At 72.6% G+C, this 26273-nt stretch carries 20 protein-coding genes; 10 read left to right on the top strand and 10 right to left on the bottom strand.

Annotation, left to right across the window (positions count from 1 at the left end; all coding sequences use genetic code 11):
- Positions 1 to 26 precede the first annotated feature (26 nt).
- Complete coding sequence (locus IG64_RS22340) at positions 27 to 1367, top strand: ATP-grasp domain-containing protein (RefSeq protein ID WP_158771617.1); 1341 nt, start codon at positions 27 to 29, stop codon at positions 1365 to 1367.
- Positions 1368 to 1674: 307 nt separating this feature from the next.
- Here IG64_RS22340 and IG64_RS22335 read toward each other — a convergent pair whose 3' ends face one another.
- From IG64_RS22335 to IG64_RS22325, 3 genes are all read right to left on the bottom strand, one after another.
- Positions 1675 to 2916, bottom strand: coding sequence for an ATP-grasp domain-containing protein (locus IG64_RS22335; protein WP_051813195.1), 1242 nt, complete (start codon positions 2914 to 2916; stop codon positions 1675 to 1677).
- Positions 2917 to 3121: 205 nt separating this feature from the next.
- The gene (locus IG64_RS22330; protein ID WP_037858981.1) at positions 3122 to 4408 is read right to left on the bottom strand and encodes an MFS transporter; all 1287 of its coding nucleotides are present in this window, start codon (positions 4406 to 4408) and stop codon (positions 3122 to 3124) included.
- A gap of 76 nt (positions 4409 to 4484) precedes the next feature.
- Positions 4485 to 5291, bottom strand: coding sequence for a helix-turn-helix domain-containing protein (locus IG64_RS22325; RefSeq protein WP_199811638.1), 807 nt, complete (start codon positions 5289 to 5291; stop codon positions 4485 to 4487).
- Between the two features lie 215 nt (positions 5292 to 5506).
- On the opposite strand from IG64_RS22325, the gene IG64_RS22320 reads away from it, so the two are divergent.
- The 7 genes from IG64_RS22320 to IG64_RS22290 all read left to right on the top strand — a co-directional run bounded on the left by IG64_RS22320 (position 5507) and on the right by IG64_RS22290 (position 13372).
- Positions 5507 to 6553 (top strand): PLP-dependent cysteine synthase family protein, encoded by a 1047-nt coding sequence (locus tag IG64_RS22320; protein WP_078884143.1) that lies wholly within the window; start codon positions 5507 to 5509, stop codon positions 6551 to 6553.
- Entirely contained in the window at positions 6550 to 7641 is a 1092-nt protein-coding gene (locus tag IG64_RS22315) for a methyltransferase (protein WP_107474327.1), read from the top strand. The genes IG64_RS22320 and IG64_RS22315 overlap by 4 nt, the downstream gene beginning before the upstream one ends.
- A 3-nt stretch (positions 7642 to 7644) precedes the next feature.
- Positions 7645 to 9045 (top strand): ATP-grasp domain-containing protein, encoded by a 1401-nt coding sequence (locus IG64_RS22310; protein WP_063758826.1) that lies wholly within the window; start codon positions 7645 to 7647, stop codon positions 9043 to 9045.
- On the top strand, positions 9046 to 9924 hold the full coding sequence (locus IG64_RS22305) for a TauD/TfdA dioxygenase family protein (protein WP_037858980.1): 879 nt from the start codon (positions 9046 to 9048) through the stop codon (positions 9922 to 9924). It begins immediately after the preceding gene.
- Between the two features lie 2 nt (positions 9925 to 9926).
- The gene (locus IG64_RS22300) at positions 9927 to 10706 is read left to right on the top strand and encodes an HpcH/HpaI aldolase family protein (RefSeq protein ID WP_037858978.1); all 780 of its coding nucleotides are present in this window, start codon (positions 9927 to 9929) and stop codon (positions 10704 to 10706) included.
- On the top strand, positions 10703 to 11629 hold the full coding sequence (locus tag IG64_RS22295) for a PLP-dependent cysteine synthase family protein (RefSeq protein WP_037858976.1): 927 nt from the start codon (positions 10703 to 10705) through the stop codon (positions 11627 to 11629). Before IG64_RS22300 ends, IG64_RS22295 begins: the two co-directional genes overlap by 4 nt.
- A gap of 99 nt (positions 11630 to 11728) precedes the next feature.
- Entirely contained in the window at positions 11729 to 13372 is a 1644-nt protein-coding gene (locus tag IG64_RS22290; RefSeq protein WP_037858974.1) for an APC family permease, read from the top strand.
- Between the two features lie 219 nt (positions 13373 to 13591).
- Here IG64_RS22290 and IG64_RS22285 read toward each other — a convergent pair whose 3' ends face one another.
- The 7 genes from IG64_RS22285 to IG64_RS22255 form a co-directional block, all read right to left on the bottom strand.
- Positions 13592 to 15001 (bottom strand): dihydroorotase, encoded by a 1410-nt coding sequence (locus IG64_RS22285; protein WP_037858972.1) that lies wholly within the window; start codon positions 14999 to 15001, stop codon positions 13592 to 13594.
- Positions 14989 to 16140, bottom strand: coding sequence for an acyl-CoA dehydrogenase family protein (locus IG64_RS22280; RefSeq protein WP_234438589.1), 1152 nt, complete (start codon positions 16138 to 16140; stop codon positions 14989 to 14991). The genes IG64_RS22285 and IG64_RS22280 overlap by 13 nt, the downstream gene beginning before the upstream one ends.
- Complete coding sequence (locus IG64_RS22275; protein WP_037858971.1) at positions 16119 to 17165, bottom strand: PrpF domain-containing protein; 1047 nt, start codon at positions 17163 to 17165, stop codon at positions 16119 to 16121. Before IG64_RS22275 ends, IG64_RS22280 begins: the two co-directional genes overlap by 22 nt.
- On the bottom strand, positions 17162 to 18961 hold the full coding sequence (gene asnB / locus IG64_RS22270; RefSeq protein WP_037858969.1) for an asparagine synthase (glutamine-hydrolyzing): 1800 nt from the start codon (positions 18959 to 18961) through the stop codon (positions 17162 to 17164). Before asnB ends, IG64_RS22275 begins: the two co-directional genes overlap by 4 nt.
- Before the next feature lie 323 nt (positions 18962 to 19284).
- Positions 19285 to 19947 (bottom strand): maleylpyruvate isomerase N-terminal domain-containing protein, encoded by a 663-nt coding sequence (locus tag IG64_RS22265; RefSeq protein ID WP_037858968.1) that lies wholly within the window; start codon positions 19945 to 19947, stop codon positions 19285 to 19287.
- Positions 19948 to 20103: 156 nt separating this feature from the next.
- Positions 20104 to 20709: a TetR/AcrR family transcriptional regulator gene (locus tag IG64_RS22260; RefSeq protein WP_037858967.1), complete on the bottom strand. Its 606-nt coding sequence runs from the start codon at positions 20707 to 20709 to the stop codon at positions 20104 to 20106.
- Between the two features lie 283 nt (positions 20710 to 20992).
- Positions 20993 to 23518, bottom strand: coding sequence for an FtsX-like permease family protein (locus IG64_RS22255; RefSeq protein ID WP_037858966.1), 2526 nt, complete (start codon positions 23516 to 23518; stop codon positions 20993 to 20995).
- Positions 23519 to 23703: 185 nt separating this feature from the next.
- Between IG64_RS22255 and IG64_RS22250 the strand changes: the two genes are divergently transcribed.
- Both IG64_RS22250 and IG64_RS22245 read left to right on the top strand, forming a co-directional pair.
- On the top strand, positions 23704 to 25089 hold the full coding sequence (locus IG64_RS22250; RefSeq protein WP_051813191.1) for a sensor histidine kinase: 1386 nt from the start codon (positions 23704 to 23706) through the stop codon (positions 25087 to 25089).
- Positions 25086 to 25817: a response regulator transcription factor gene (locus IG64_RS22245; protein ID WP_037858965.1), complete on the top strand. Its 732-nt coding sequence runs from the start codon at positions 25086 to 25088 to the stop codon at positions 25815 to 25817. The genes IG64_RS22250 and IG64_RS22245 overlap by 4 nt, the downstream gene beginning before the upstream one ends.
- Positions 25818 to 26273 lie beyond the last annotated feature (456 nt).

Genomic DNA, 26273 nt, shown 5'->3' with positions numbered 1-26273 from the left:
GAAGAAGCGGAAGAAGCGGAGGAAGCGTGCAAGCAGATGCGACGGTGCTTCTCGTCGGCGCCACCGACCGTACGGTGCGGAAGGCGAAGGAGCTGGGTCTGCGTGTCCTCGTGCTCCAGCACCCGGAGAGATTCACGGAGGCACCGTGTGAACTCGCCGATGCCGTCCGGGCCGTGGACTACACGGATCTGACCGCGCTGGAGACGGCGGCCCGCGAGCTGTGGAGCACCACGGGATTCACCGCCGTCGTCTCCCTCACGGAGCCCGGTCTGGAAGGGGCGGGCCTGCTCAACGACGTGTTCTCCCTGGGCGGCACCGGGCTGGAGGCCGCCAGGTGCTTCCGGGACAAACTCGCCATGCGCCGTCGCCTGGCCGCGGCCGGCAGCGGATCGGTCACCGTCGCCGCGGCGCCGCTGACGACCCGCCGCGACCTCGATGAGTTCGCCGACCGGCACGGTTGTCCGTTCGTCGTCAAGCCGAGGAACGGCACGGGGAGTTACGGGGTGTTCCGGGTCACCGGCCCCGAAGCGGCGGACACGGCGTGGGCCGCGGTGAGCGCGCTGAACGGGCATCGCATGGCCCGCACGACCATGCCGTTCTCCGTCGACGGCTTCATGATGGAGGAATACGTCGACGGTCCTCAGTTCAGCGCGGAGTCCCTCAGCTTCAACGGCCGCCACGTGGTCGTCGGAATCACCGAGACGCATCTCGCCGGCGACAGTTTCGCGGCCTTCTCCCACGCCATGCCCGCCCGCCTGGACGGCGCCGCCCAGGCCCGCGTCCTCGACGCCACGAGTCTGTTCCTCGACGCGATGGGGCTGCGGGACGGGCCCGCGCACACCGAGTTCAGGCTCAGCGAGCGGGGGCCGGTGGTCATAGAGTCGCACAACCGGTTCGGCGGCGGCGCCATCAACGAACTCGTGCGCGGTGCCTACGCGATCGACCTGGAGACCTACGCGCTCGGCTGGCCGTTCGGTCTGGTGCCCGAACTCACCCGGCCGCCGCGGGCACGCGGCGCCGCCGCGGTTCGCTTCCTGGTCGGCGGCCCGGGACGGGTGGAATCGATCACAGGGGTGGAGGACGCCCGGGCGGAGCCCGGTGTCCTCACGGCCGAGATGTGGGTCAAGCCGGGCGACACGGTCCGCCCGGTCGAGGATTCCTGGGACCGTCTGGGGCTGGTGGCCGCCACCGCGGACAGCAGCGAGACGGCGGTCCGGCTCGCGGGCCGGGTCCTGCGGGACACCGTCCGGATCCAGGTGCGAGGCGAGGACGGCGTCCTGCGGCCCGCACGCCTCGCCCTCCCGGACGAGGCGCGGCGCCGTCCGGCCCAGGGTGGATCCGCCGCCCCCGTGGCCGCAGCGGACTGACGCACGCGCCGCCCAACGCGCCGGCGCGGCGCGGACGCGGGCCGGCCCGCCTCGTGACGGACGGCCCGGGGCGATTCCGCGCTGAACCTTTCGTTCTCCCCCTCCGGCACGTCGCCGCAGGGGACGGTACCTGGGCGGTGGGTGGTGGGTGGTGGGCGGTGGCCGTGGTGGGCGGCCCCCGCCCACCGCCCGGGCCGTGAAGCGATCCCGTCCGGAGAACCGTCTCATCCGAAGTCGCCGCTCCCGACGCCACACCAGGCCTGCCCGTGAGACCCGCCCCACGACAGACGGCCGACCTGCCTGAGCCCTACTGGTTCCGTGCGGTGTCCGCGGCGCGGTCCGCCGGGCCGGGGGCCGTCGTGGCGCGCAACAGACCGCGCACGAGGGCGATCCGGTGGTCCGCTTCCCGCTCCGACGCGGCGTCGATCACGACATGGCCGTGCCGGCTTCCGGAGTTCCTGATCTCGGGGACCGTGTCGCCCGGCGTGAACGGGAACTTCAGCTCGTGCACGAAGGGGAGCGCGCGGATGGCGTCCAGCCCCTCCACGGAGACGAGCCGGCCGGGACGGAGCTGGAAGAAGGAGACGCAGCCCACCCGGTGGGCGGCGTCGACCTGGACCGGCTTGCCGAGGAGCGCGCGGAAGATGGCCGTCTCGATGTCGAACCCGGAGGCGAGCGCGATGGCCCGGTGGATCCGGTCGCCCGGGGCGCGGGTCTGCGACTCCACGATCCTCGGGCCGTCCGGCGTCAGGATGACCTCCGTGTGCGCCGGGCCGAACCGGTAGCCGGTCTCGCTCAGGAACCGGAGGACCAGGTCGGTGACCGCCGCCCGGTCGGGTTCGGCCATGGAGGCGGGATGGACGTGCCCGATCTCGGTGAAGCCGGGCGGCGGCGTCTTCCGCTTGGCGGTGACGCCCACGACGTGGTGGGTTCCCTGGCTGCTCAGCGTCTCGACGCTGAACTCGGGCCCGCGCAGGTACTCCTCGATCAGCACGGGACCCGCGTAACCCTGGTCGGCGAGCCGGTCCTCCCAGTCGTCCATGTCCCGCGCCTCGTGGATGAGCCGTACACCGCGGCTGCCGGAGAGCAGGGCCGGCTTGGCCACCACGGGCAGCTCCAGCCGCGGCAGCAGCGCCCGGGCCTCCCGTGCCGACCCGGCCACGGTGGCCCGCACCGGCGAGAGACCGCGGTCGCGCAGCAGTTGCCGCATCGCCGCCTTGTCGTTGATGACGCGCAGCGCCTGCGGCGGGTTCGGGGCGAGCCCCAGCGCGTGCGCCTCCTCGCAGACGGGGAGCTGGGTGTCCTCGTTGCCCAGGTGCAGGACGTGTGAGACGCCCAGCCGTGTGGCCGTCCGGGCCACCAGCCGGCGCAGCCCGGCGACGTCCCGGAAGTCGGTGAACAGCAGTTCCTCGGAATACCGCGCCACCTCGTCCCGGTGGTCCTGCGGGATGCGGTCCGGGTCCCAGATGGAGAAGACCCGGAAGCCCTCCTCGGTGGCCTTGCGCACGTACGCGCGCCACGGCATCACCATGAGGATCTTGTCTGTCATCGCTGCGCTCCATTCACTTGTGCGGTGAGCGGGCCGCCGTACGCCGCGCGGCCGGACGGCCGGTCACGACGACGGGCCCGCGCTCGCGGGCCCCCGGCGGACGAGGCGTGTCCCGGGAGGATCTCGGTGCCGCCGGCGACGACGCTCCGCGCCCGCGGCCGTGCGCGCCGGCGGACGGGTGCGGCGTCCGCCTCGCGGACCGCGCTCACGGCTGCGCGCTTTCCTGGGCGACCAGGACGGGCTCGGCGGCCGCCTGCGCGTCGCGCACCCGGAAGAGCGACCGGTACAGGAGCATCGCGCCGGCCCCGAAGACCCCGAACAGCACGCTCATCCCGGCCGCCGGGATCAGCACGCCGATGGTCACGCAGAGCGAGCCGACGATCATCCCCAGCTGCACGTTGATCTGGTACACGGCCATGTACCTGCTCCGGTCCCCGGCGGGCACCAGATCGGCCAGCAGGACCTGGCGGATGGGCACCGACATGATCTCGCCGATGGTGAGCACCACCGCGGCCGCGAGCAGCAGCCAGGGGGCGTTGCTCGCCCCCCACACCATGTATCCGGCCGTGAAGAGGCCGATGCCGCCGAAGATGCGCTGCCGGTCGGACAGGCGGCGGAACAGCCAGGCGGCGAACAGCGCCAGGCAGACCACGATGAGGGTGTTCGCCGCCCGGAGGATGCCGAGCATCTCGACGCCGTCGACGGTCGGCCGCCATCCGCCGACCGCGAGCAGCTGCTGCCGGCCGAAGTCGTCGCTGAGGCGCACGGCGATGTAGTACGAGATCTGGATCTCGATGCTCCGGATCAGCAGGGCGGACAGGATCAGGCGGGCCAGGACGCTGTCGCGCAGCGCCGCCGTGTAGCCGTTCAGGAGCGTCTTCAGCCAGCCACGGTCCTGTGCCGCGGCCGTGTGGCCGCGCGGTGCGGTCTCGCTGATCGCGACCAGGGTGACGAGCGCGATGACGCTCGCCAGCACCGCGGCGCCGGCGAGGAGGTAGAAGAAGTACCGGCCGTAGACGAAGCCGCCCACGAGGGAACCCATGAGGAACGCCAGGTTGATCGACCAGTAGTTGATCGTGTAGATCTGCGCACGCGTCTCTTGCGTGGACACGTCCACCATCATGGCGTCGTTGGCGGGTACCGCGATGCCGAAGAGGCTGGTGCTGAGCAGATAGCAGCAGAAGGTCGCCGTTCCCGAGTGCCACCACGGAGAGTTGGCCAGCGCGAGCAGCACGAGGGCCGCGGCGCTGCCGGTCTCGCCGACCAGGAGGGTGGGGCGCCGGCCGAGGGTGTCGGACATGTGGCCGCCGACGAACGTGCACCCGACGACGGCGACGGCGATCGACAGGGTCAGCAGGCCCGCCGTGGCCGCGCCGTACAGGTGCGAGAAGTGGATCACCATCAGCGGGGCGAGCATGATGTCCAGGAACTTCCGGACGAACCCGACTCCGATGCGCAGCTTCAAGTTCCGGTGTACGTCGGCGGTGATCATGGATACCTCGAAATCCTGGTCGGGCGGTGGGGGGAGCCGGGGCCCGGGGCCGATGCCGGCCGGCCGGACACGCCGTTCAGCCGGCCCGGCCCGCGGCCGGACGGGGCGTGGGGAGCGCGCGCAGGTCCGGCAGCGCGAGCAGGACCGGCGGATCGGTCGGCCTGATCGGGCGCAGGCGCATCGACAGGCTCAGGGCCGTGTGCGGCCCGACCGTCACCGCGTCGCGCCGGTCCACGAACAGCAGTTGGCGGGGGCTGCGGTCCAGGCCCGCGGTCGCGACGGCATGGACGAACCACGTGCCGGGCGGGACGTTCGGCAGGACACAGCGCGGGGGCCGGTCGCCGGCCGCGTCGATGACCTTCGCGGCGACGGGCGGGCTCTGGAGAATGGCGGACGGGAAGAACCCCACGTACGCCCGCAGTCCTGAGCACCCGTCGGGAAAGGAGATCGTCACGGCCGCCGTTCCGCGTGACGCGTGCACGTGGTTCTCCGGCGGGAGGAGACCGAGTACGGTGCCTTCCCCGAGGTGGCGGAACTGGCTCGGTGGCATGCCGACGCTCTGGGTGAAGTAGTTCGTGAACGACCCGAGGCTCTGATATCCCACGGCGGACGAGATGTCCGTGATGGTCCTCGTGGTATTGACCAGCAGGCGCTTCGCCTGATGAATGCGTACCGCGGACAGAAATCGGCCGGGGGTGACGCCGGTGATGTCCCGGAATGTCCGGGCGAAGTGGAAGCGGCTGAGCAGGGCGCTCTTCGAGAGCTCGTCCAGCGAGACCGGCTCGCTGTACCGCTCCCAGATGTACTCGATCGCCCGTTCAATGGATTCGCGGGGGGTGCCCTCGTGGACCTCCGGCGCTGCCCGGCACCTGGCTGCTGTCACGACCGACATTCTGCGCCGCCGAAATATCGCTCCGGTCGAGCACGGCTCGAGCACCGCTCGAACCGGGCTGGGACGGGCTGCGGCGGACCGGGTGTCAGCAATATGGGATATGGCTTGGACTTTGCGCCCGGCGCATGCTGTGAAGCATGCGAGGCGCCCGTCATCCCCGCCGGTGGAAGCCGCCGGCGTGAACGAGACGGCGGAGAGGAATCCTGATGGACGAGGTCCGGAAGATTTTGGCGCCGGTGGTGGACGAACTGCTGAAGCCGTTCAGCCAGGTCGCCGAAACCGAGCTGCAGAGCATGGCTGCCATTCATGAACGATATCCAGGAATAGCCAGATTCCGTGAGCGGCTCGGGAACACCCCGCTCATCGAGGTCCCGTCGAGGCCCGGTGGCGCGACCATTCTCGCGAAGTGCGAATGGGGAAACCCGGCGGGGTCGCTGAAGGACCGCGTGGCCTACGCGCTGGTGTGCGATGCCATCAGGCGCCACGGGGACCGGCCCGCCGAGGAGCTGCGGCTGGTGGAGTACTCGGGCGGGAACCTGGGGCTGGCGCTGTCCTGTCTGTGCGCGGAAGCGGAGATCCCGCTGCGTCTGGTCGTGGCGTCGTTCACCTCGGAGAGCGTGCTGGACACGTTGCGGTCCCGCGGGACCGCGGTGGACATCGCCCCGCAGGAGGAGGGCTTCCTGGGCACGATCAGGCAGGCGCTGCGGATCGCGGACACGGACGGCTCCTGGAAGCTCCTGTTCCAGCACGTCAACCCCGCGAACCTGACGATCCATCAGGCGACCACGGGCACCGAGATCGTCAAGCAGCTGGCCGGCCGCAAGCCGCACACCTGGGTCGCCGCCATCGGTACGGGCGGCACCCTCATCGGCGTGCTGAACATGCTGCGCACCGTCAATCCCGGCGTCCGGGCGGTGGGTGTGACGCCGGCCGAATCCCCCTACGGGCACGGCGGGGCTCCGGCGACTCCCCAAGGACTGTGCGGCACCGGTGGACTCGGGTACGGCCTCAAGCAGCCGTTCGTGAAGGCGTACGAGCATGACGTCGCCGCGCACCAGCAGGTCTCCTATCCGGAAGCGCTGGAGGGTGCCGCGGAGTTCTACAGCCTCACCGGCACGCGGATCGGCACCTCCGCCTCGGCGAACTGGCTGGTCGCGCGCAAGATCGCCGCACAGCTGCCGTCCGACGAGCTGGTGGTCACCATGTTCGCCGACGCCGGAAATCCCGAGCAGTGGAAGGCGATAGGGAAATGACCACGTCCGCGGGGCAACCGGGGAGTCCTGAACACGTCCTGGGACGGTTCCGGGACATCGCGGTCGGCCCGACCAGGTTCATGACCGTGTACGCCTGCTACGAGCTCGGCGTCCTGGACCACCTCCGGAAGAATGACGGTACCTGGGTGTCGGCCGCCCGCCTGGCCGAGGCGGCCGGCGTCCGGCCGGACGCCGTCGAGCAACTGCTGCACCTGCTCGTCAAGGAAGACCTCGTCACCTACGACGAGAGCGCCGGCGGCTACCGGGCAGGCGGCCTCGCCTGCCTCTCCGAGGACGAGTTCGCCCGGGCCATGCGCCTGATGACCATGATCAAAGAGGTCTGTCTGCGGCAGCTCTACCACCTGGCCGACAGCGTGCGGACGGGAAGGGTGGTCGGCCTGGAGGAGATCTTCGGGTTCCACGGCAACCTCTACGAGGCGTGCGCCGAACACGAGCAGCTCCGTACCGCGTGGTCCGCGATGATGGACCAGACGACGTCCCTCATCGACCCGTGGTTCTTCGAGAACGCCGGCATCGAGCACGGCAGCAGGGTGCTCGACCTGGCGGGGCACACCGGACTGGGCGCGATCCTGACGTGCAAGTACAACCCGGAGAAGAACCTCCAGGTGGCCTGCTTCGATTTTCCGGAGAAGCAGGACGATGCGCTGGAGAACTTCCGCGCGCACGGTGTCGAGGAATCCTGCACCTTCATCGGCGGCGACGTGTACGACGGCCTTCCCAAAGGCTTTGACGTCGTCCTGGTGAAGCATTTCCTGGATCAGCTCGGCAAGGAGAACGTGTTCCGGGTGCTTCGCGCCGTCTACGACTGCCTGGAGCCCGGCGGGCGGATCTACGCCCTGGTCCCGACCTACCCGGAGAACGTGAAGGACTCGAGCCAGGCGGACTTCTTCCCGGCGTATTTCCTCGGCTGCAGCACGGCCGAGGGCGGTCCGCAGAAAGTCTCCACCTACAGGCAGTGGATGGAGGAGTGCGGTTTCACCGCCATCGAGACGATCACTCACGAGGCCGGCATGCGGCCTCCCGAGATGATCCATGTGCACAGCATCATCTGCGGAGTGAAGGAATAGCCGGTGAAAAAGCGAATCCTGCTGGTGCACAGCCGGTCCGGTCCGCCCCTTGATTTCGCGCTGCCCCGGCTGGCCGCCCGCGGAGAGCTCCACGTACTCGCGTTCCGGCCGCTGCCGGCCGGGGCGGAGGTGTTCTGCGCCTCGGTCATCCCCGCCCACGAGCGGCGGCTGAAGGGGGACGAACTGGTCGACGCGATCGTGGAGGCGGCCGTCCGGGTCGGTGCGGACGCGGTGTGCGGCCTGTCGGAGTACACGGTGGTCCCGGTCGCGCTGGCGGCCGAACGGCTGGGCCTTCCCGGCCCGGGCCCGGGGGCGGTCTCCTCGCGCGACAAGCGGTTGATGCGGGCCGCGTGGGAGAAGGCCGGGGTGCCCCAGCCGGCGTACCGGACGGTGACTTCGGCCGCTGACCTGCACCGGGCGTTCTCCGGACTGCGGCCGCCGCTGCTGCTGAAGTCGGCGTGGGGCGCCGGCTCGACCGCGCAGCTCGTCATCTCCTCCGAGGAGGAGATCGAGCCGGCGTGGGAGGAGACGTCCGCGGTGATGAAGGCGGCGGACGCGGCGAACGTCCTCATGCTGGAGGTCCCGGGTGCCGAGAACGACTTCCTCGCCGAGGAGATCATCCCGGGGACGACGCGGTCCTGGTGGGAGGACGGAAGCGGCTACGGCGACTATCTGAGCGTGGAGGGAATCGTCGTCGAGGGTGTGTACCACCCGGTCTGCATCACATCGAGGCTGCCGACGATCCCGCCCTACATGGAGCTGTGCAACATAGCGCCGTGCGAACTCCCGCTGCCGCTGCAGCGTGCGGTCGAATCGGTGGCTCGCGCCGCGGTCGACGCCCTGGGGCTGCGCACCTGCGGTACGCACACGGAGATCAAGCTGATGGCGGACGGGGAGCTCGCGCTGATCGAGTCCGCCGCGCGCTTCGGCGGCGCCGCGATCCTCGCGCAGATCGAGCACGTCTACGGCCTCGATCTGGTCGGGATGCTGGCCGACGCGCTGCTCGGACTCCCGGCCGGCCCGCCCGATTCCATGCTGACCGGGCAGGACGCCGAGGGGGCCGCGTGCACGCTGTCCCTTCTCGCCACGAACGCCGTGGGGGACCCGTGGTCCAAGGACCTGGTCTGGGACAGCCGCGTGGTCGACTGGGCGTCCTTGGTGACACCCGGTTCGAGGATCGAGACCGTACCGAGCCTGACGGTCCCGGACGGGACGCCCATGCCGAAGTACGAGCGCAGCGGCGGAAAGATGGTGCTGGGCGGAGTTCTCTACCTGGAGTCGGCGGATCCCGCCACCCTCGTGCACGACGCGTACGCGGTGCTGAACGGCCTGGAGGACGCGTTGGCACGGGGATGGCAGAAGCGGACCGCGCAGGAGTCCGGGAAACACAGGGGGGTTGAGTAGATGAGCGCGATCGGCATCCGGCGCATCGGCGGCCGCATAGGCGCCGAGATCACCGGTATCGACCTGGGCGCCACGATCTCGGATCAGCTGTTCTCCGAGATCAAGCAGGCGTTCCTCGATCACAAGGTGCTGTTCTTCCGCGATCAGGACATCACCGACGAACAGCAGCTGGCCTTCGCCGGCCGCTTCGGCCCGCTCACCCACCGGCATCCGCTGATGCGGACCGCCGAGCAGAGCCCGCAGGTCCTCGTCGTGGACGGGGAGGACCAGCGGGCCAACCACTGGCACTGCGACATCAGCTTCACCGAGACCCCGTCTCTGGGCACCACACTGCGCAGTGTGGTGCTGCCGCCGTACGGCGGAGACACGCTGGTGGCGAGCGGCGAGGCCGGGTACCGGGACCTCCCCGCCGAGTTGCGGGAGATCGCCGACCGGCTGTGGGCGGTGCACACCAACCGTGCGGAGCAGCCGCGCCTGGGCACCGAGCGGGGCGAGGAGGTGCGCCGGGCCTTCCTGGCCAAGCGGTTCGAGACCGCGCACCCGGTCGTCCGCGCCCACCCGGAGACGGGCGAACCCTCCCTGTTCCTCGGCGGCTTCGCCCAGCGGCTGGTGGGAATGACCCTGCGGGAGTCGCGGCCGATCATCGACGTGCTGCAGTCCTACGCCCTGCGTCCGGAGAACCAGGTCCGCTGGACCTGGCGGCCGGGAGACGTGCTCATCTTCGACAACCGCTGCACGCAGCACTACGGCGTCAACGATTACGACAGCCACCGGCGGCTGCTGCACCGGGTCTCGGTCACCGGCGACGTGCCCGTCGGCCTGGACGGGAAACACAGTTACGCGATCCATGCCGGCGACGGCGACGAGGAAGGGCGGTAGACATGTCGTTGCCGGAATCGTTCGCGCGGCGGCTCCGCGCCCGCGAACAGCTCACCGGTTACTGGATCTCGTGCGACAACCCCGTCGCGGTCGAACGCATCGCCCGGCTCGGCTACGACTACATCGGGGTCGACGGCCAGCACGGGGTCCTGTCGCAGCCGGGATGGAACGCCGCGATGATGGCGGTGGACGCCGGACAACGCGCCGCGGGCCTGATCCGGGTCCCCTCCGTGGATCCTGTCGCCATCGGCGCCGCTCTGGACACCGGAGCCCGCGGTGTGATCGTGCCCATGGTGGAATCGCCGGAGCAGGCCGGGATCGCGGTGCGGGCCACCCGGCACTGGCCTGCGGGGACCCGCAGCCTGGCCGGCCCCGTGCGGGCGCAGTTCCGGCTCGGTGACGTCCCGGCCGAGATCGACGAGGGCGTGGTCTGCATCGTCATGATCGAGACCATGGCCGCCCTGAACGACCTGGAGAAGATCTGCGCGACTCCGGGCCTGGACGCCGTCTACCTGGGACCGGCCGACCTGTCCGTGGCGCTCGGCGGACGGTACTTCGGCGATCCCGCGGTGCAGCCGGCGCTGCTGGAGGCGACGACCGCCATCGCCGAGGCCGCCCGGCACGCGGGCATCGCCGCCGGCATCCACTGCATGGACGGGCAGAGCGCGGCCCGGTGGCTGTCGGAGGGCTACACCTTCGCCACCGTCTCCAGCGACATCACCCACCTGGAACAGGTCGCGGCCGCGCACCTGGCGGCGGCCCGTGGGGCGGGGGTCTCATGAGCGCGGAAGGCCGGATCCACCAGTCCGTCGAGGAACTGGTCGGCGGCACCCCACTGCTTCAGTACCGGCTGCCGGGCGCCCCCGAGGACGTGCGGACTCTGGCGAAGCTCGAGATGCTGAACCCGCTCGCCAACGTCAAGGACCGGGCGGTGCTCTACATGTTCCGCGCCGCCCAGCGGTCGGGGGAGCTGGCGGAAGGCGGGACGGTGATCGAGTGCTCCTCCGGGAGCACCGGGATCTCCCTCGCCGCGCTCTGCCTGCGGCACGGTCACCGCTGCATCATCGTCATGCCGGACAACGCCACCGTGGAACGGCAGCTGATCCTGCGCAAGCTGGGGGCCGAGATCAGATTCGTGCCCCACGGCGACGGGCTGCTGGCCGCATGGGCGTACGCGGAGCGGCTGCAGAAGTCCATACCCGGCTCGTGGCTGCCGCACCAGGACACCAACCCCGCCAACGCGCTGGCGCACTACGAGACCACCGGCCCCGAGCTGTGGCGGGACACCGCGGGCGAGATCGACGTCCTGGTGTGCGGCGTCGGCACCGGCGGCACGCTGACCGGGGTCGCACGTTTCCTCAAGGAACGGCGCGACGTCCATGTGGTCGCCGTCGAGCCCACCAGGTCGGCCGTCCTGTCGGGAGGCGAAGCGGGACCGCACGGCATCCCCGGGATCGGGGCGGGCTACGTCTCGCAGATCACGGACCTGGCGCTCATCGACGAGGTGATCGCGGTGTCGGACGACGACGCGGCCGGCACGAGCCGGGAGATCACCCGGGCCACCGGCCTGCTCGCCGGGATCTCGTCGGGGGCCGCGGCCCATGCCGCCCGTGTCGTCTCCAGGCAGCCGCGGTGGTCCGGGGCGACGATCGCCGCGGTGTTCCCCGATTCCGGCGAACGCTACCTCTCGACCGGCGCGGACTGAGGCGCCGGCCGGATCCCTCCCGCCGCGCGTGCGCTGCGCGGCGTCCTCCGGTGCCCGCTACTCTCAACGCACGTACGACGAGAGGGAGGAGACGGTCACGTGCCTCGGGACCGGCCGGCCGACGGGGAGGCGCCCCCGGCGGCAGCGGCCCAGGAACGGCGGCTGCGCCGGGATCTGGGCTTCTGGGGGCTGACGGCGATCGCCTTCTCCAACATCGTGGGCTCCGGGTGGTTGTTCGCCGCGATGTACGCGGCGCAGACGGCGGGCCCGGCGTCCCTGCTGTCGTGGGTGGCGGCGGGCCTGCTGTGCGTCCTGGTGGCGCTGGTGATGATCGAACTGGGCGCGTCCCGGCCGGAGGGCGGTGGCACGGTGCGCTGGCCGCTGTACGCCGGGGGACGGCTGGTGGGCACGCTGATCGGCTGGTCGGTGCTGCTGTCGGTGGGCGGTACCGCGGCGGAGATCAGCGCGATCATGCAGTACGCCGGGCACTACCTGTCCGGGATCTACCGCGACGGCTCCCTGACCGTCGTCGGTCTCGGCGTCGCGGCGGCGCTGAGCGCGGTGCTGACGGTGCTGAACTGGTTCGCGGTGCGGATGTTCGCGCGGCTCAACAACCTGCTGTCCGTCTTCAAGATCGCGGTGCCCGTCGTCACCGTGGTGGCGCTGCTGGCGTCCGGCTGGCACGCCGGGCGGCTCACCGACCACGGCGGATTCGCTCCGTACGGATACGCCGCCTGTCTGTCGGCCCTCGCCGGTGGCGGCATCGTGTACTCGGTGAACGGTTTCCAGGCGCCCCTGGACTTCTCCGGCGAGACCCGGAACCCGCGGCGCACCGTGCCGGCCTCGGTGCTGACCGGGATCGCCCTGGCCGTACTGATGTACCTGGCGTTGCAGGTCGCCTTCCTGTTCACGGTGCCGGAGGGCGCGCTCGGGCACGGCTGGCACGGCGTGGACTTCGAGTCGCCGTTCGGCCAGCTGGCGCTGCTGCTCAACCTGCACTGGCTGTCGGTCCTGCTGTACGCGGACGCCGTCGTCTCGCCGGGCGGTTCGGCCTACGTCGGTGTCGCCCTGGACGCCCGGCACACCTACGCACTGGCCAAGAACGGCACCCTGCCGCGCTGGTTCATGACGGTGGAACCGCGCTCGGGCATCCCCCGCCGAGCGCTGGTGCTGAACCTCGCGGTGATCATGGTGTTCCTGCTGCCGTTCGGCGGCTGGCAGGACATCGTGAGCGTCATGGGGGACATGTACCTGCTGACTTACGCGGCCTCCGCGGTGGCGGCCGCGGTGTTCCTCGCCGATCCGGGCAGCGGCACCGCGGGATGGGTCCCCGGACTGCGCTGGATCGCTCCGGCGAGCTTCACGGTGGCGGCCGAGTTCGTGTACTGGTCGGGCTGGCACGATCTGCGGCTGGCACTGCCCCTGGTGCTGGTGGGCCTGCTGGTGTTCCTCGCCATGCACCGCAGCGCAGGAGCGGCCCGGCCGCTGCTCCCGGAGCTGCGCACGGGAGCGTGGCTGGTGGTGTTCCTGGCGGTCCTCACGCTGCTGTCCTGGCTCGGTTCGTTCGGCGGTTCCGGACGGCTTCCGGCGCCCTGGGACTCCCTGACGGTGGCGGCGTTCGCCTTCGCGGTGTTCTTCTGGGCGGTGCGGGCGGGCACCGGCTGGCTGCGGGCCTCCCGGGGGACGGACGGCGGCGTCTTCCCCGGCGCGGCGTCGCCGGAAGGGCCGTCACCACACCCGTAGGCGTGCCCGGGTGAGTGCCCGACTTCCGCAGCGCCGCGGTGACCTGGCGGCCCGTCGCGCCATGGTGACCGGCATGACCGCTCCACCGCACGTCTCCGGCGCGCCGGACCGGCCCGGCGCGCCGCAGCGGCCCGCGCGCCGGTCCTCTCGCCGGCGGCCCCGCCCCGCGGGCGTCGAACACCCGCACCGCGGGGCGAACACCTCACAGAGCCGCCGGGGTCACGCGGGGGCGCCCTCCGCCGTGAGCGGTTCGCGCGGCACCGCCGCCGGCAGCCAGCGTCCGGTGGGGCTGCCGAAGCTCCGGTCGGCCGCGTCCCAGACCACCTCTCCTGCCCGGATCGTGGTCAGCACCCGGCCGGCCATCGTCCACCCCTCATAGGCCGACCAGCCGCACTTGGCGTGTACGTCGTGGGCGGAGAGCATCCACGGGTCGTCCGGACCGAAGATCGCCAGGTCCGCGTCGGCGCCCGGCTCCAGGCGGCCCTTGCCCGGCAGGCGGAAGAGCGCCGCCGGCGTGGCCGCCAGGTGATCGACGAGCCGCGTGATCGCCACGTCGGAGGATTCGTCGGGCCACCGCCGGCGCATCCCGGTCCAGACGGCGACGGCCAGCTCCTGCACACCGGGAATCCCGGGCGGAGCGTCCGGCACCGGCAGGAGCTTCTCCGCCATGGTGTGCGGAGCGTGGTCACTGCCCAGGGTGGCGACCTCGCCGCGGCGCAGGGCCGCCCACAGCCGGTCCTGGTCCGCCGTGGAGCGGATGGCCGGCGACAGGCGGGTACGCGCCCCGGTCCGCAGCGTGTCGTGGTCGGTGAACGACAGGTGGTGCGAGGTCACCTCGAAGGTGAGGGGCAGCCCCTCGGCGCGTGCGGCCGCGAGCAGGTCGACCTCCTCCCCGCTGGACACGTGCAGGATGTGTGCCTTCGTTCCGTACCGGCGCACGAGCCCGATGACATCGGCCACGGCCGCGATCGCACCGCTGCGCGGCCGTGAACGCTCGTAGGCGGCGTGGTCCCGCAGCCGCCCGCGCACACCGTCGAGCATCGAGAACAGGGTGTCCCGCTCGGCGTGCAGCACCAGCCGGACGTCACCTGCGGCGGCGGCGGCGAAGATCCTCTCCAGCTGGTCCCGGTCCCGTACGACCGTCGGCGCGGTCTGGTGCCCGGCCATGAAGACCTTGGCACTGGTGGCGATCGCGGGGTCGAGGCCGGCGAGCAGTTCGGGATGCTGCGGGTCGGCGCCCAGATGGAACCGGTAGTCGACCAGCGACGACCCGGACACCAGCGCGGCCTTCGCCGCGATCGCCTCCGGCGTCAGTCCCGGAGGCTTCGTGTTCGGCATGTCGATGACCGTGGTGACGCCGCCCGCCACGGCGGCCCGGCCGGCGTGCTCCCAGTCCTCCTTGTGCTCCAGGCCCGGCGTGCGGAAATGCACATGGGAGTCGATCAGCCCGGGCAGGACGTAGGCGTCACCGGCGTCGAGCCGTGGCACTCCCGGCGCGGCCTCGTCGACGCCGGTGACGGCGGCGATCCGGCCCGCGGACACGACGACCGCGCCCCGTCGCACTCCCGTGGGCGTCACGAGGCGCCCGGTCACCACGAGATCGGCACGTTCCGCGCTCAGTTCTCCCATGACGCCGCCACCAGCTCCCGGCACAGATCGTTGGTCGGGCCCATCAGGGTGACCGCCCGGGCATCGGCGATCAAACGGTTCAGCCGGTGATCGACGACGTAACCGGCGGACCCGAGCATGCGGGAGACCTCCAGGCACATCTGCTCGGCGGCGGCCGAGGCGTGCAGCTTGGCCTGCAGGGTGGTCCGGCCCGGATCGTCCGACGACCGGTGGCCCGCGCGCACGACGAAGGCACGCGCCGACTCCAGCAGCGTGCTGAGCGAGACCATCTGGTGCCGGACGGCCTGCGCCCGGGCCGCGTCGAGGCGGGCGCGGTGTCCGGCGGCGAGGTCGTACACCGCCTGGGCGATGCCGGTCGACACCGCGCCGAGCGTCGCGCCGCTCTCGCGCACGCCGGCGATGACGGCCGTCGCGTGTCCGAGCGGTCCCAGGCGGTCGTCGTCGGTGACCTCGCAGTCGCTGAGCTGGACGAAGCCCGTCGCGGACCCGCGCATACCGACCAGTTCCAGACTCAGGTCGGGCATCAGTCCGGGGTTGTCGCCGCGCACGAGGAAGAAGGTCTGGCCCGCCGAGCCGTAGCTGCTGTGCGGGTCCTCCTGTGCCGTCGACGTCTGCACGAGCACGAGGTAGAGATCCGCGACACCGGCGCCGGTGGTGAACGCCTTTGCGCCGCTCAGCAGCCACCGGCCGCCCGGGAGCCGTTCGGCGGTGGAGGCCAGCCGCTTCTTGGCGGCACCCGCCCCCGTCTCACTCCATGCCGAAGCGGCGAGGAACTCGCCCGAGGCCAGGGCCGGCAGATACCTCGTCTTCTGCTCGTCGGTCCCCCATTCGTCGATGCGCGCGCACACCGCGAAGTGCTGGAACAGGATGATGGCCACCGACGGGTTCACCGCCGCCACCTGCTCCACCACCCGGTTGACGGCCGCCGCGTCACCCCCGGCGCCTCCGTACGCCTCCGGGACGGCGGTGGCGAGCAGTCCCGAAGCCCGCAGCTCCGACAGCACCGCCCTGTCGGGCTCGCCGCTGACGGCGGCTCGGGCATCGGACTCGCGCAGCATGTCCAGGATCGGCGGGTCGAGGGTGGGGCCGACGGTGCGGACGACGTCCTCCGTGCGGATCAGGCTGGAAGCGACAGACATTCTCCGAACTCCCTGGGTCGGAAACGGGTGAGCGATTCGGGGAAGAACGGGCCGTGGTACCGGACGGTCTTGTTGCCCACCGCGACCCAGGCGAGTTCGGTCCGGCCGTCGCCGATCCGGGTCGTGGCGGTGACCGCCGTGCTTCCGCCGGTGGTCCGGATGTCCACCTGGCCGCCGAGACAGCCGACATCGCGTGCCGCGAGCCACGGAATGGTCTCCGGGATGCAGCTCGCCGCCCCCAGGCAGACCGCGCCGGTCAGCGCCAGCGTGGGGTGCCAGCCGGGCACGGTCACGGCCCGGGCCGCTATCCGTCCGGCTCCGTCGGGAACGACCACCGCGATCTTGGGGAACGCTCCGTCGGGCGACCAGTCGAGCAACCGGGCCGCCGCCGAGCGGATCCGTCCCAGCCGGTCGAACAGGCCGGCGCCCCCGGCGAACAGTTCCGCGGCGTCGCTCACCCCGGCTTCCCGCGCGCCGACGAAGACGTACGGGTTGCCGGAGGAGACCATGGAGACGGTCACCTTCTCGTCCTCCAGGTCGAGAGTCGTCTGAGGCTCGTCGCGCAGCAGCAGACCTGACACCGGGACCGGGGGCGTGTGCAGGAAGTACATCGTGCACCGGGCGGTCTCCCGGTCGGCCTCCTCGGTCTCGCACACGAGGTGATCGCCGTTGTTGAGGACGTGCACCCGGACCCGGTCCCCGGGGCCCTGCCGGGGAAGCATCCCGGACCGCCCGGCGGCCATCACGGAGCACAGCACGGAGTGCCCGCACGAGCCGCGCAGATCGAACCGCGCCAGACCGTCCGGCAGCGCCTGGATGAAGCGGTAGTCGAGATCGAACAGCGGATGCGACGATGGCTCGATCAGCGCGATCTTGAGTATGTGCGCCCCGCCGGCCCGCACCAGCCGCCGGCGGACCTCGGTGAGGTCCTCCAGGAGCGGCTCCCTCTCCCTCGGGAACTGCCGCGCGTCGAGGACGAGGGTGGGGCAGGGGCTCCCGGACGCGTAGGCGATGTGACCGATCACGCGACCATCGCTCCCCTCGCGGCTTCCGCCCGTGCGCCCGGCCGGAACCGCTCCCGCCAGACCTCGTGCACCAGCAGCGCCCAGATCGTCAGCGCCGCGGTGTCCTCGGGGCGGTCGGCCTGGGTTTTGAAGAGGTTCCGCACGGCGCCGGGGTCGAGCTGGCCCGCGGAGCGCAGCCGGCTCGCGCCGAGCATGTCCCGGGCGAAGTCCCACAGCGGCTGCCCGGGGGCGAGCATCGCGGTGAGAGGCAGGGTGAAGGGCTGCTTCGGGCGGTTCAGGACGTCCATGGGCAGCAGTCCGGAGGCGGCCGCGTACAGCGCCCGCTTGACCCGGCCGCCGCTGATGCGCATGTGGTCGGGCAGCGCCCGCCCGAAGGCGACGACGTCGCGCTGGCAGAACGGCAGCCGCACCTCGACGGAGTGCGCCATGCTCAGGTGGTCCACACGGCGCAGGTGGTACGCGGGCAGACGGTATTCCATCTCGAACGCGGTGATCCGGCCCAGCGGGTCGTCGCCGTCGCGCAGGAGGCGGCTCGCCCGCTCGGGAAGCGCGGCCGTCAGCTCCACCTCGTCGGCGTAGTCCTTGGTGTAGAGCAGGCCCCGCAGCCGCGCGGGGGCGACGGCGAGGGCATCCGCGTACGACGCACCCCACGCTCCGCGGGCCTCCGCCGCCGCGCGCATCCGGTCGTAGCCCCCGAAGACCTCGTCCGCGCCGTCGCCGGTCAGCGCGACCTTGAAGCCGGCGTCCCGTACGGCGCGGAAGAGGGCATAGGTGCTGACGGTGATCGGGTCGGCGTTCGGCTGACCCAGGTGCCACACGACGTCCGACACCAGGTCGGGGAAGGTGGCCGGGTCGATCTCCACCTGGTGGTAGACCGCCCCGGTCCGCTCCGCGATCTGGCGAGCGAAGCGCCGCTCGTCCCCGGGCCAGGTGCCCTTGTAGGAGAGGTTGAAGGTGTGGAGGTCGCTGCCGTCCTCCGCGGCGAAGGCCGTGACCAGGCCGGAGTCGAGTCCGCCGGAGGTGATCGAGGCGAGCGGGACGTCGGCCGCCCGGAGCCGGCGCACCTCGTTCCGCAGCATCGCGCGCAGCCGGCCGGGGATGTCGTCGCCCGGCAACACGCCGGGCCGGGGCGCATTCCGGCGCAGGACGCGCAATCCCGAGGTCCGGTCGCAGACCGCTGTGGCCGCCGGCGGAAGCACCTTGATGTCGCCGAACATCGTCTGCTCGCCGAAGGGCGTCTTCGTCGCGAGGTAGGCCTCCAGTCCCGGCGTCCAGGCGGTGCGCGACACCGCGTCGAACGCGAGCAGGGCGGGGATCTCCGAGGAGAAGTGCAGCGCTCCCGACGCCGGATCCCACCGGTAGTACAACGGCTTCATGCCCACGTGATCGGTGGCGAGCACGAGCCGTGGCTCGGCCCGCTGGTCGAGGACGGCGATCGCGTACATGCCGTCCAAGTGCTCGGTGAAACCGTCGCCGTACACGTCGTACAGCGCCGGGAGGACCGACCCGTCGCAGCGATCGGAGAAGGTGTAGCCCCTCGCGCGCAGCCGCTGTCGGAGCTCGTCGTGGTTGTAGATCTCTCCGTTGAAGACGACTCTTATCCGGCCGTCGAGAAGCTCGTACGGCTGCTGGCCGCCGTCCAGGTCCACAATGGCCAGCCGGTTGTTCCCGACGGACCACATCGCGTCGTGCACACTGCCCTGGCCATCGGGGCCACCGTGCCGCTGAAGCGCGCCCACCCTCTGGAGTTCGCGCGGGGTCACCACGCCATTAAAATGACCAAATATCCGACACATCGCCCGACTCTCGCCTGTGTGAATTAATGGGAACTGGACCATCAGCACCGATGTGACGGTAGGTCGAATCCGTCTCCTGGCTCAGCGTGCGGCTTCTGCCGGTTCTGCTCTCACCGAGAAAGGAACCGGTCCTCGTTCATCCCCTGCATCGCCCTCAGTTGACCAGCCCGCCCTAGAAGCGGGCTAGAGCGTCGGTCCGGCACAGCGGCACAGCGGCGGCCCCGGGCGGAGCCGGGCAGGCGTGCGCGAGCCGGCACCGCGGGGCCACCACAGGGTCGTCGCCCCCTGCCGCCGGCCGGCCCGTCACGTGTCCGGCCGGACGGTCAGCCGAGGCTGACCGGGAGCCGTGCCGCCTGCCCGCCGAGCCGCGTTCTCTCCGTTTCGGCCGGCGGCCGTCGGCCGGTGCCGACGAGGAGTGCGTCGGTGTCGGAGAACGACGGCGGGAAGGTGACGCCGGTGATCTTCTCCACAAGTTCCCGTGACCGCGCGAGCGGTCCGGCGGGCGGTCGCGGCACGCCGGGCCGATGCGCCAGGTGTGCGACGAGGTCGAGGTGGTGCAGCGTCCACTCCAGGACGTACGCGTCGAGGTAGTCGCCCGCGGTGAGCACCTGTTCCTGGGTGCGGACCCGCAGCCCCGGGGCGGCGAGCCGGGCGGCGCGCCCGGCGGCGGAGCCGACGTCGTCGAGGTGGAACTTGAGCAGCCGCGGCTCCTCGTAGGCGGCGGCCAGGCGGACGACCAGCGCGTCGAGCGGGTCGTCACCGGTCGGTGTCTCCACCACGTCCCAGTAGGTCACCGCGTCCCGGGTCGGCTCCGCCTCGGTGGGGGTCGCCAGGGTGATCAGGACGTCCTGCGCGTCGATGACCAGGTGACACACCAGGTCCCGCACCAGCCAGCCCGCGCAGCCGGACGGCTGTGCGAAGTCCTCGTCGGGGAGCGCGGCCACCGCCGACCGCAGTGCCGTCCAGGAGTGCGTGAAGAGATCCACCGTCGCAAGCTAGCACCGCCCTGCCCGGCACGACGACCGCCTTTCCCCGCCTCTCGCCCACCCGCTCCTCCTCACCCCACTGCGGCCGACCCACCATGTGAGACGCGTTCCTGCGGCCGGATCCTGAGCGGTTGGGCGCGTGGGATCCCGGCCCGCTCAGACGGCCGTCGGGTCCGCGGCGCGCAGTTGGGCGATCCCCCAGTCCAGGGCGGCCTCCAGGTGGGTGAGCCGGCCGGTGGCGAGCAGGAAGGACACTCCGCCCTGGACGCCGGCCAACAGCGCCGCCGCGGCGGTGTCCACGTCGAACGCCTCCGGCAGACGGCCGGTGCGCACCAGCGCCCTGATCCCCTCGGCGATGTGCTCCTGCCACCTGCGCATCAGCTCGACGACCACAGCCTGCGCCCCGGGAGAGGCGGTACCGACCTGTCTGAGCAGTGAGCCCAGCGGACACGTGTCGCCCTGCTCCCGGTACCGTTCGACGACCGAGTCCCGCCACCGGTACCACGCGTCCCAGTCGTCCAGGTGCCCCAGATGCGGCTGCTGGTCGTCCAGGACCCGGTCGGCCTCGAAGTGGGCGACGGCGAGCAGGAGTTGGTCCCTGCCTCCGGGAAAGTAGTGGAACAACTGGCTCTTGCTGGTCCGGGTCCGCTCGCGGATGTCGTCCAGTGTGGCCGCGATCCCCGCTTCCCGCAGGACCTCGGCGGCACCGGCGACGATCCGCCGCCGCGTCGCCTGCCCCTTGGGGGTCAGAACGTGGGCCATACTCCAGCTTCCCTTCACCGGACCGGTGCGGTTCATTCTACGGCCGGCGGTGTCACCGGTACGGAGAATGGACGCGCCCCGCCCGGCACGTGGGGGACCGAACACGCCGCCCCTGCCCCGCCCTACGGCGCCTTGCCGGCAGGCGGGGACCCGAACGTCCCCTGGCGGGCGGGGACCCGAACGCGCCGCCCCCTGCCCCCGTCCTACGGCGCCTTGCCGGCAGGCGGGGACCCGAACGCCCCTGGCGGGCGGGACCCGAACGCGCCCCCGCCTGCCCCCCGCCCTACTCACCGACCGCCCGCGTCACCGGCACCCGCGCCGCCCGCACCCCCGGGCCCAGCGCGGCCAGCACCCCGATCACGGCCGCGCCGAGGAAGAACAGCAGCAGCGACGCCCACGGCACGGAGATCACCGCGCCCGTCTGGCCGGACACCGCCGCCACCCCGGCGGCGCCGCCCGCCAGGATCCCCAGTCCGGCGCCCAGCAGGGACACCACGACCGACTCCACCCGCAGCACGGAACGCACCCCCGCACGGTCGAGGCCGACGGCCCGCAGCAGCCCGATCTCCCGCACCCGCTCGAACACCGCCATGCCCATGGTGTTGGCGACCCCCAGCGCCCCGATGCCGACCGTGACGCTGAGCATCGCGTACAGCACCGACAACAGCGGACCGAACGCCTCGGCCGCCTCCCGCCCGGCGTCGCCCCGGTCCTGGACGACCAGCAGCGGATTGTCCAGGGCGCGGCGGATCTCCTGCTTCAGGGCGGCGGTACCACCCGGCTGCGCGCGCACCAGGACCGAGGTGACCGGGCCGCCGCGCGCCACGCCGGCCCCCGCCAGGGCGCCCTCGGGCAGGAGGGCCGGGCCCAGGGCCTCGGGGCCGTCGTAGACCGCGACGACCGGCCGGTTCAGAGAGGACCCGCCCGGCACCCCGGCGTCGGACAGCTCCCGGCCGGTGAGGCGGTCACCCGGCCGCCAGCCGTGTTCGGCGGCGAGCGCCGAGCTGACGGCGACTCCCCGGGCCAGGTCGTCCAGGGAGCCGGCGCGCACGGTGAGAGCGCCGAGGCGCCCCCGTCCCACGGCATCCGGATCGACGACGGCCGTCCACAGCGTCGAGCCGTCACGCAGGCGGAACGCGGCCTCCCGCACCGAGGTCACCGCCGCCACGTGCGGCAGCCGCGCGACCTTCCGCGCCGTGTCCGCGCCGACCTGGGCGAAGTCGACGGCGGTGATCCGCAGGTCCGTCGGCATCTGAGCCTGCGCCTTGCGGTCCGCCGTGGCGCTCAGCGACGACAGGGCCACGGTGACCGCGCTGACGAGCGCCACACACACGGTGAGCGCCCCCGCCGTCGCCGCGGTACGCCGGGGGTTGCGGCACACATTGGCCAGCGCCAGCACACCGCGCACCCCGGACACCCGCCGCAGGGGCGCGCGCAGCACACGTGCGAGCGGCGGAGCGAGCACCGGGACGAGCAGGACCAGCCCGCCGAGCAGCACCGGCAGGCCGACGGCGAGCACCCCGAGGTCCCCGCCGGCGAAGGCCAGCAGGAACGCGCCCACGGCCGAGGCCGACAGCCCGGCGAGGGTGCGGCGGCGCAGCGAGGGCGCCGCCGCGGGCAGGTCGGTGCGCAGCGCGGCGACCGGGGCGACGGCGGAGGCACGCAGGGCGGGCACGTACGCGGCCGCGGCCGTGACCGCGACCCCGACGGCGAGGGCCGTCAGCAGCGGGACGGGGGCGAGGGGTTCCAGCGGAGCCGCGACCGCCGGTCCGGTCGCGGCTCCGAACAACGCACCCAGCGTCCCGGCCACGCCGATCCCGGCCGCGTACCCGGCCAGGGCGGCGACCGCCCCCACCAGTACCGCCTCGCCGAGCACCGTCCGCAGGACCCGCCCGCGGCTCGCGCCCACCGCCCGCAGCAGGGCGTGTTCGCGGGCGCGTGCGGCGCTGAGCATCGTGAAGGTGTTGCCCACCAGGAAGGCCGAGACGAACAGGGCGATGCCCGCGAAGACCAGCAGCAGCGTGCCGAGTTTGGCGCGGTCGGGCGCCGCCGCGGCCCGCGCGTCCAGCTCCGCGCGGGGGACCGCCTCCAGGCCGGCGGGCAGCGCCCGTGCGACGCGGTCGGCGAGCACGGACGGCGAGGTGCCCGGGGCGGCCGTGAGCGTCACCGACGCGTACGCGCCCGGCTCCGGCGCGAACAGCGTGCGCGCGGTGGCCTGGTCGAACGCGGTGACCGTACCGCCGGCGGCGACGGCGGGGTCGTCCACGGTGAAGACACCGGTGAGCCGGACCGAGCGGACCTCGCCCCGTACGACGATCCGCACCCGGTCCCCGACCCGGTACCCGCCACGCCGGGCCGACCAGCGGTCGAGGGCCACCTCACCGGGACCGTGCGGGCCGCGCCCGTGCGTCAGGGGGTAGCGGGGGTCCCGTCCGCGCCGGTCCGGTACGAAGTTCACCCCGGCCGCCTGTGACGCCGGGCCCACCAGGGTGCCGTCGCGCGCCACGAGGAACGCGGGGCCCGCCAGGGTGCCGCGCGCCGCGGCCGCCCCGGGCAGGGCGGACAGCCGGCGCAGCAGCGCCTCGTCCGTCACCGGGGCGGTGCCGGAGGGCCCCGGGGTGCCCGTGGCGCGCACCTCCACCGACACGTCGGGCCGCGAGGCGCGCTGGAGCCGGTCGGCGCCGGCGGCCAGGGAACGGCTGTACAGCAGCGAACCGCTGACACAGGCGACACCGATCAGCACCGCCAGGGCGGGGAGTGCGAAGCGGCGCAGGTCGCGGCGGACGGAGCGCAGGACGGTACGGAACATGAGGCCTTCCAGTGCGGCGGCCGGTGAGCGGGACGCCCGGGGAGAAGGGGCAGGTGTCCCGATCCTGGCCGCCGGCGGGGCGCCTGCGGATCGGCCGGAGGACCGAAACCGGCCGGCCGGTGTGCGCGGGGCATCGGCCGAACGGCCGAGGCGCGGCCCGGCGCGGGCCCGTAACCTGCACAGACATGAAGCAGTTCTTCGACGTCCCGGTGGTCCGCCGGATCGGTGCGCGGGTGACCCGCCGGGTCGGTGCCCCTGCGGGCCGGCGGATCGCGGCGGTCTGCGCGGGGGCCGTCCTGCTGGCCGCGGTGGCCGCCGAGGGTGCCGACACCGGGTCCGTGCCGTCGGCCGCGGGGTGGACGGTGTCCGGCGGGCTGGCCCTGGCCGCCCTCGCCGTCCCCCGCGACCGCTTCGGCCGGACGGCCCTCGCCGCGGTCGTCACGTCCTGCCTGGTGACCCTGGTGACCCACCGCACGGGCGTCCACGCCGAACACACCTTCGGCGTCGTCGAGTCGTGCGCGCTGCTCCTGGTCGTCGCCCGCGCGCTGCGCCTGCGGCCGCCGCTGCGGGCCGCGGCCCTGGCCGGGGGAGCGGTGACCGCCCTCACGGTGATCTTCCTGCGGCTGCCGCCGGCCGAGTACGGGCGGACGGGTTCGTTCGCCGTCCCCGTCCTGTGGGGCGCGGCGGCCCTCGCGGCGGTGCTCGGCCTGTACCTGCGTCTGCTCGACAGGTTCCGGGAGCGGGAGCACGAGACCGCCCTCCAGCAGCAACGCCTGGACTACGCGCGGGAGTTGCACGACTTCGTCGGCCACCATGTGACCGCGATCATCGCCCAGACCAAGGCGGTGCGCTTCGCCTCGGCCGCCGGGCGGCCGCCGGACGCCGGGGAACTGGACGGCATGCTCGCGCAGATCGAGGAGGCCGGTTCGCAGGCGATGCAGTCGATGCGGAGCATGGTGGCCGTGCTGCGGGATCCGCGCGGGCCGGGGGCCGTGGCCGGGCCGGGCGCCGGTCTCGCCGACCTGCGTGCGCTGACGGCGCGGTTCTCCGCGGCGGGACCGGCCGCCGGCCTCACGCTCGACCCGCGCCTGACCGCCGCGGAGCTGCCGCCCGGCATCGCCACCACCGTGCACCAGGTCGTGCGCGAGGCCCTGACGAACGTGCGCAGACACGCGCACGGAGCGAAGACGGTCACGGTGGACGTCCGGCTGGGCGGCGACACCGCCCAGCCGGTCGTACGGGTCTCGGTGTGCGACGACGCGGAGGCCGCCTCCGGGGCCGCGGCCACCGCCGCCCGGCCCGGACGAGGGGGGCGCCACGGGGCCGGGCAGACAAGCGGCTCCGGGTACGGCCTGGTCGGGCTCCGCGAACGCGCCGCCATGGTCGGCGGGACGGTCACGGCGGGCCCGCGCCCCGGTGTCGGCTGGGTCGTCGAAGCGGACCTCCCGCTGCCGGGCCCCTTGCCGGACCCCTCGTCCTCTTCCCCGCGCGGCTCCTCGGCCTCTTCCCCGCCCGGGCCGCCGCCCCTCGGCACAAACGCCGCCCGGGCTGCTGACACCCTGGACCCATGACGATCAGAATCCTCATCGCCGACGACCAGCAGATGATCCGCTCGGCCTACGGCATGATCCTCGGTTCGCAGCCCGACATGGAGATCGTCGCGTCGGTGGCCGACGGTGCCACCGCCGTCCAGGAGGCCAGGCGCCTGCGCCCGGACGTGTGTCTGCTGGACATCCGCATGCCGGGCCTCGACGGTCTGGAGGCGACCCGGCTGCTGGCGGGCCCGGAGGCGGACGAGCCGCTGAACGTGCTCATCGCGACCACCTTCGACGTGGACGAGTACGTGTACCGTGCCCTGCGCAACGGGGCCTGCGGCTTCCTGCTCAAGGACGGCTCGCCCGCGCTGCTCGTCGAGGCGGTCCGGGCGGTGGCCGCGGACAACGCCCTCATCTCGCCGTCGATCACGGTCCGGTTGCTGAAACACATGACGGACGCGGCCTCGGAAGCCGTGACGCGCGCCGGGCGCCCTGAGCGCGCCGGGCGGGCCGGGAGGCCGCCGAGCGAGTCGCGCACCCCCCGCGAACTCCCGCTGACCGCCCGGGAGACGGACGTCGTACGACTCGTCGCCCGGGGCCGCACCAACGAGGAACTGGCGGCCGAACTGCACGTCTCGCTCTCCACCGTGAAGACGCACCTGGGCAGCGTGCAGCGCAAGCTCGCGGCCCGCAACCGGGTGGAGATCGCCGCCTGGGCCTGGGAGAACGGCGTCTGCGGCGCCCGGGACGGCCGGGACCTCTGAGAGCTGCGGAAGTGAGTTCCGCTCGGCGGGCGGTGCGCGCGTGCGGCGCAGGCCGGCCGCAGCGCGGAGGGAACACGAGGGACGGCAAGGCGAACCCACCATGGGCCGTACGGCGATCAGCGCGCCCCCCGCCGCGCTTTTGACGCCGGCCCTGCTGCCCGCACCTGCCTGACCGGCCCGTCCCGCCGTGGGTACAGGTCCCGCCGCTGCGCTTCTGCAGCGGTGACACCGACGGCACCAGCCGATCCTGGCCGCCCGCAGGCAGAAGCGGGCGGCGGCGGTCCGCCGGCTCGTCGCGGACCTTCCGGTGATCGGCAGCACCGTCTCCCAGCCGGTGATCACAGGGGTCGGGCAGTGCTCCGCCCGGTGGTTGCTCCTGTGGGCCACCCCGGCTTCCCGGCCCCTGCCGTGTGCCGACGGGCACGACACACCGTGGAATGACGCTCAGGTCTCGCC

Source organism: Streptomyces sp. NRRL S-340, from assembly GCF_000720185.1.
In the GTDB taxonomy this organism is placed as follows: domain Bacteria; phylum Actinomycetota; class Actinomycetes; order Streptomycetales; family Streptomycetaceae; genus Streptomyces.
The sequence above is the reverse complement of the archived record's forward strand: the minus strand, read 5'-3'. Positions and strand labels throughout refer to the sequence as shown.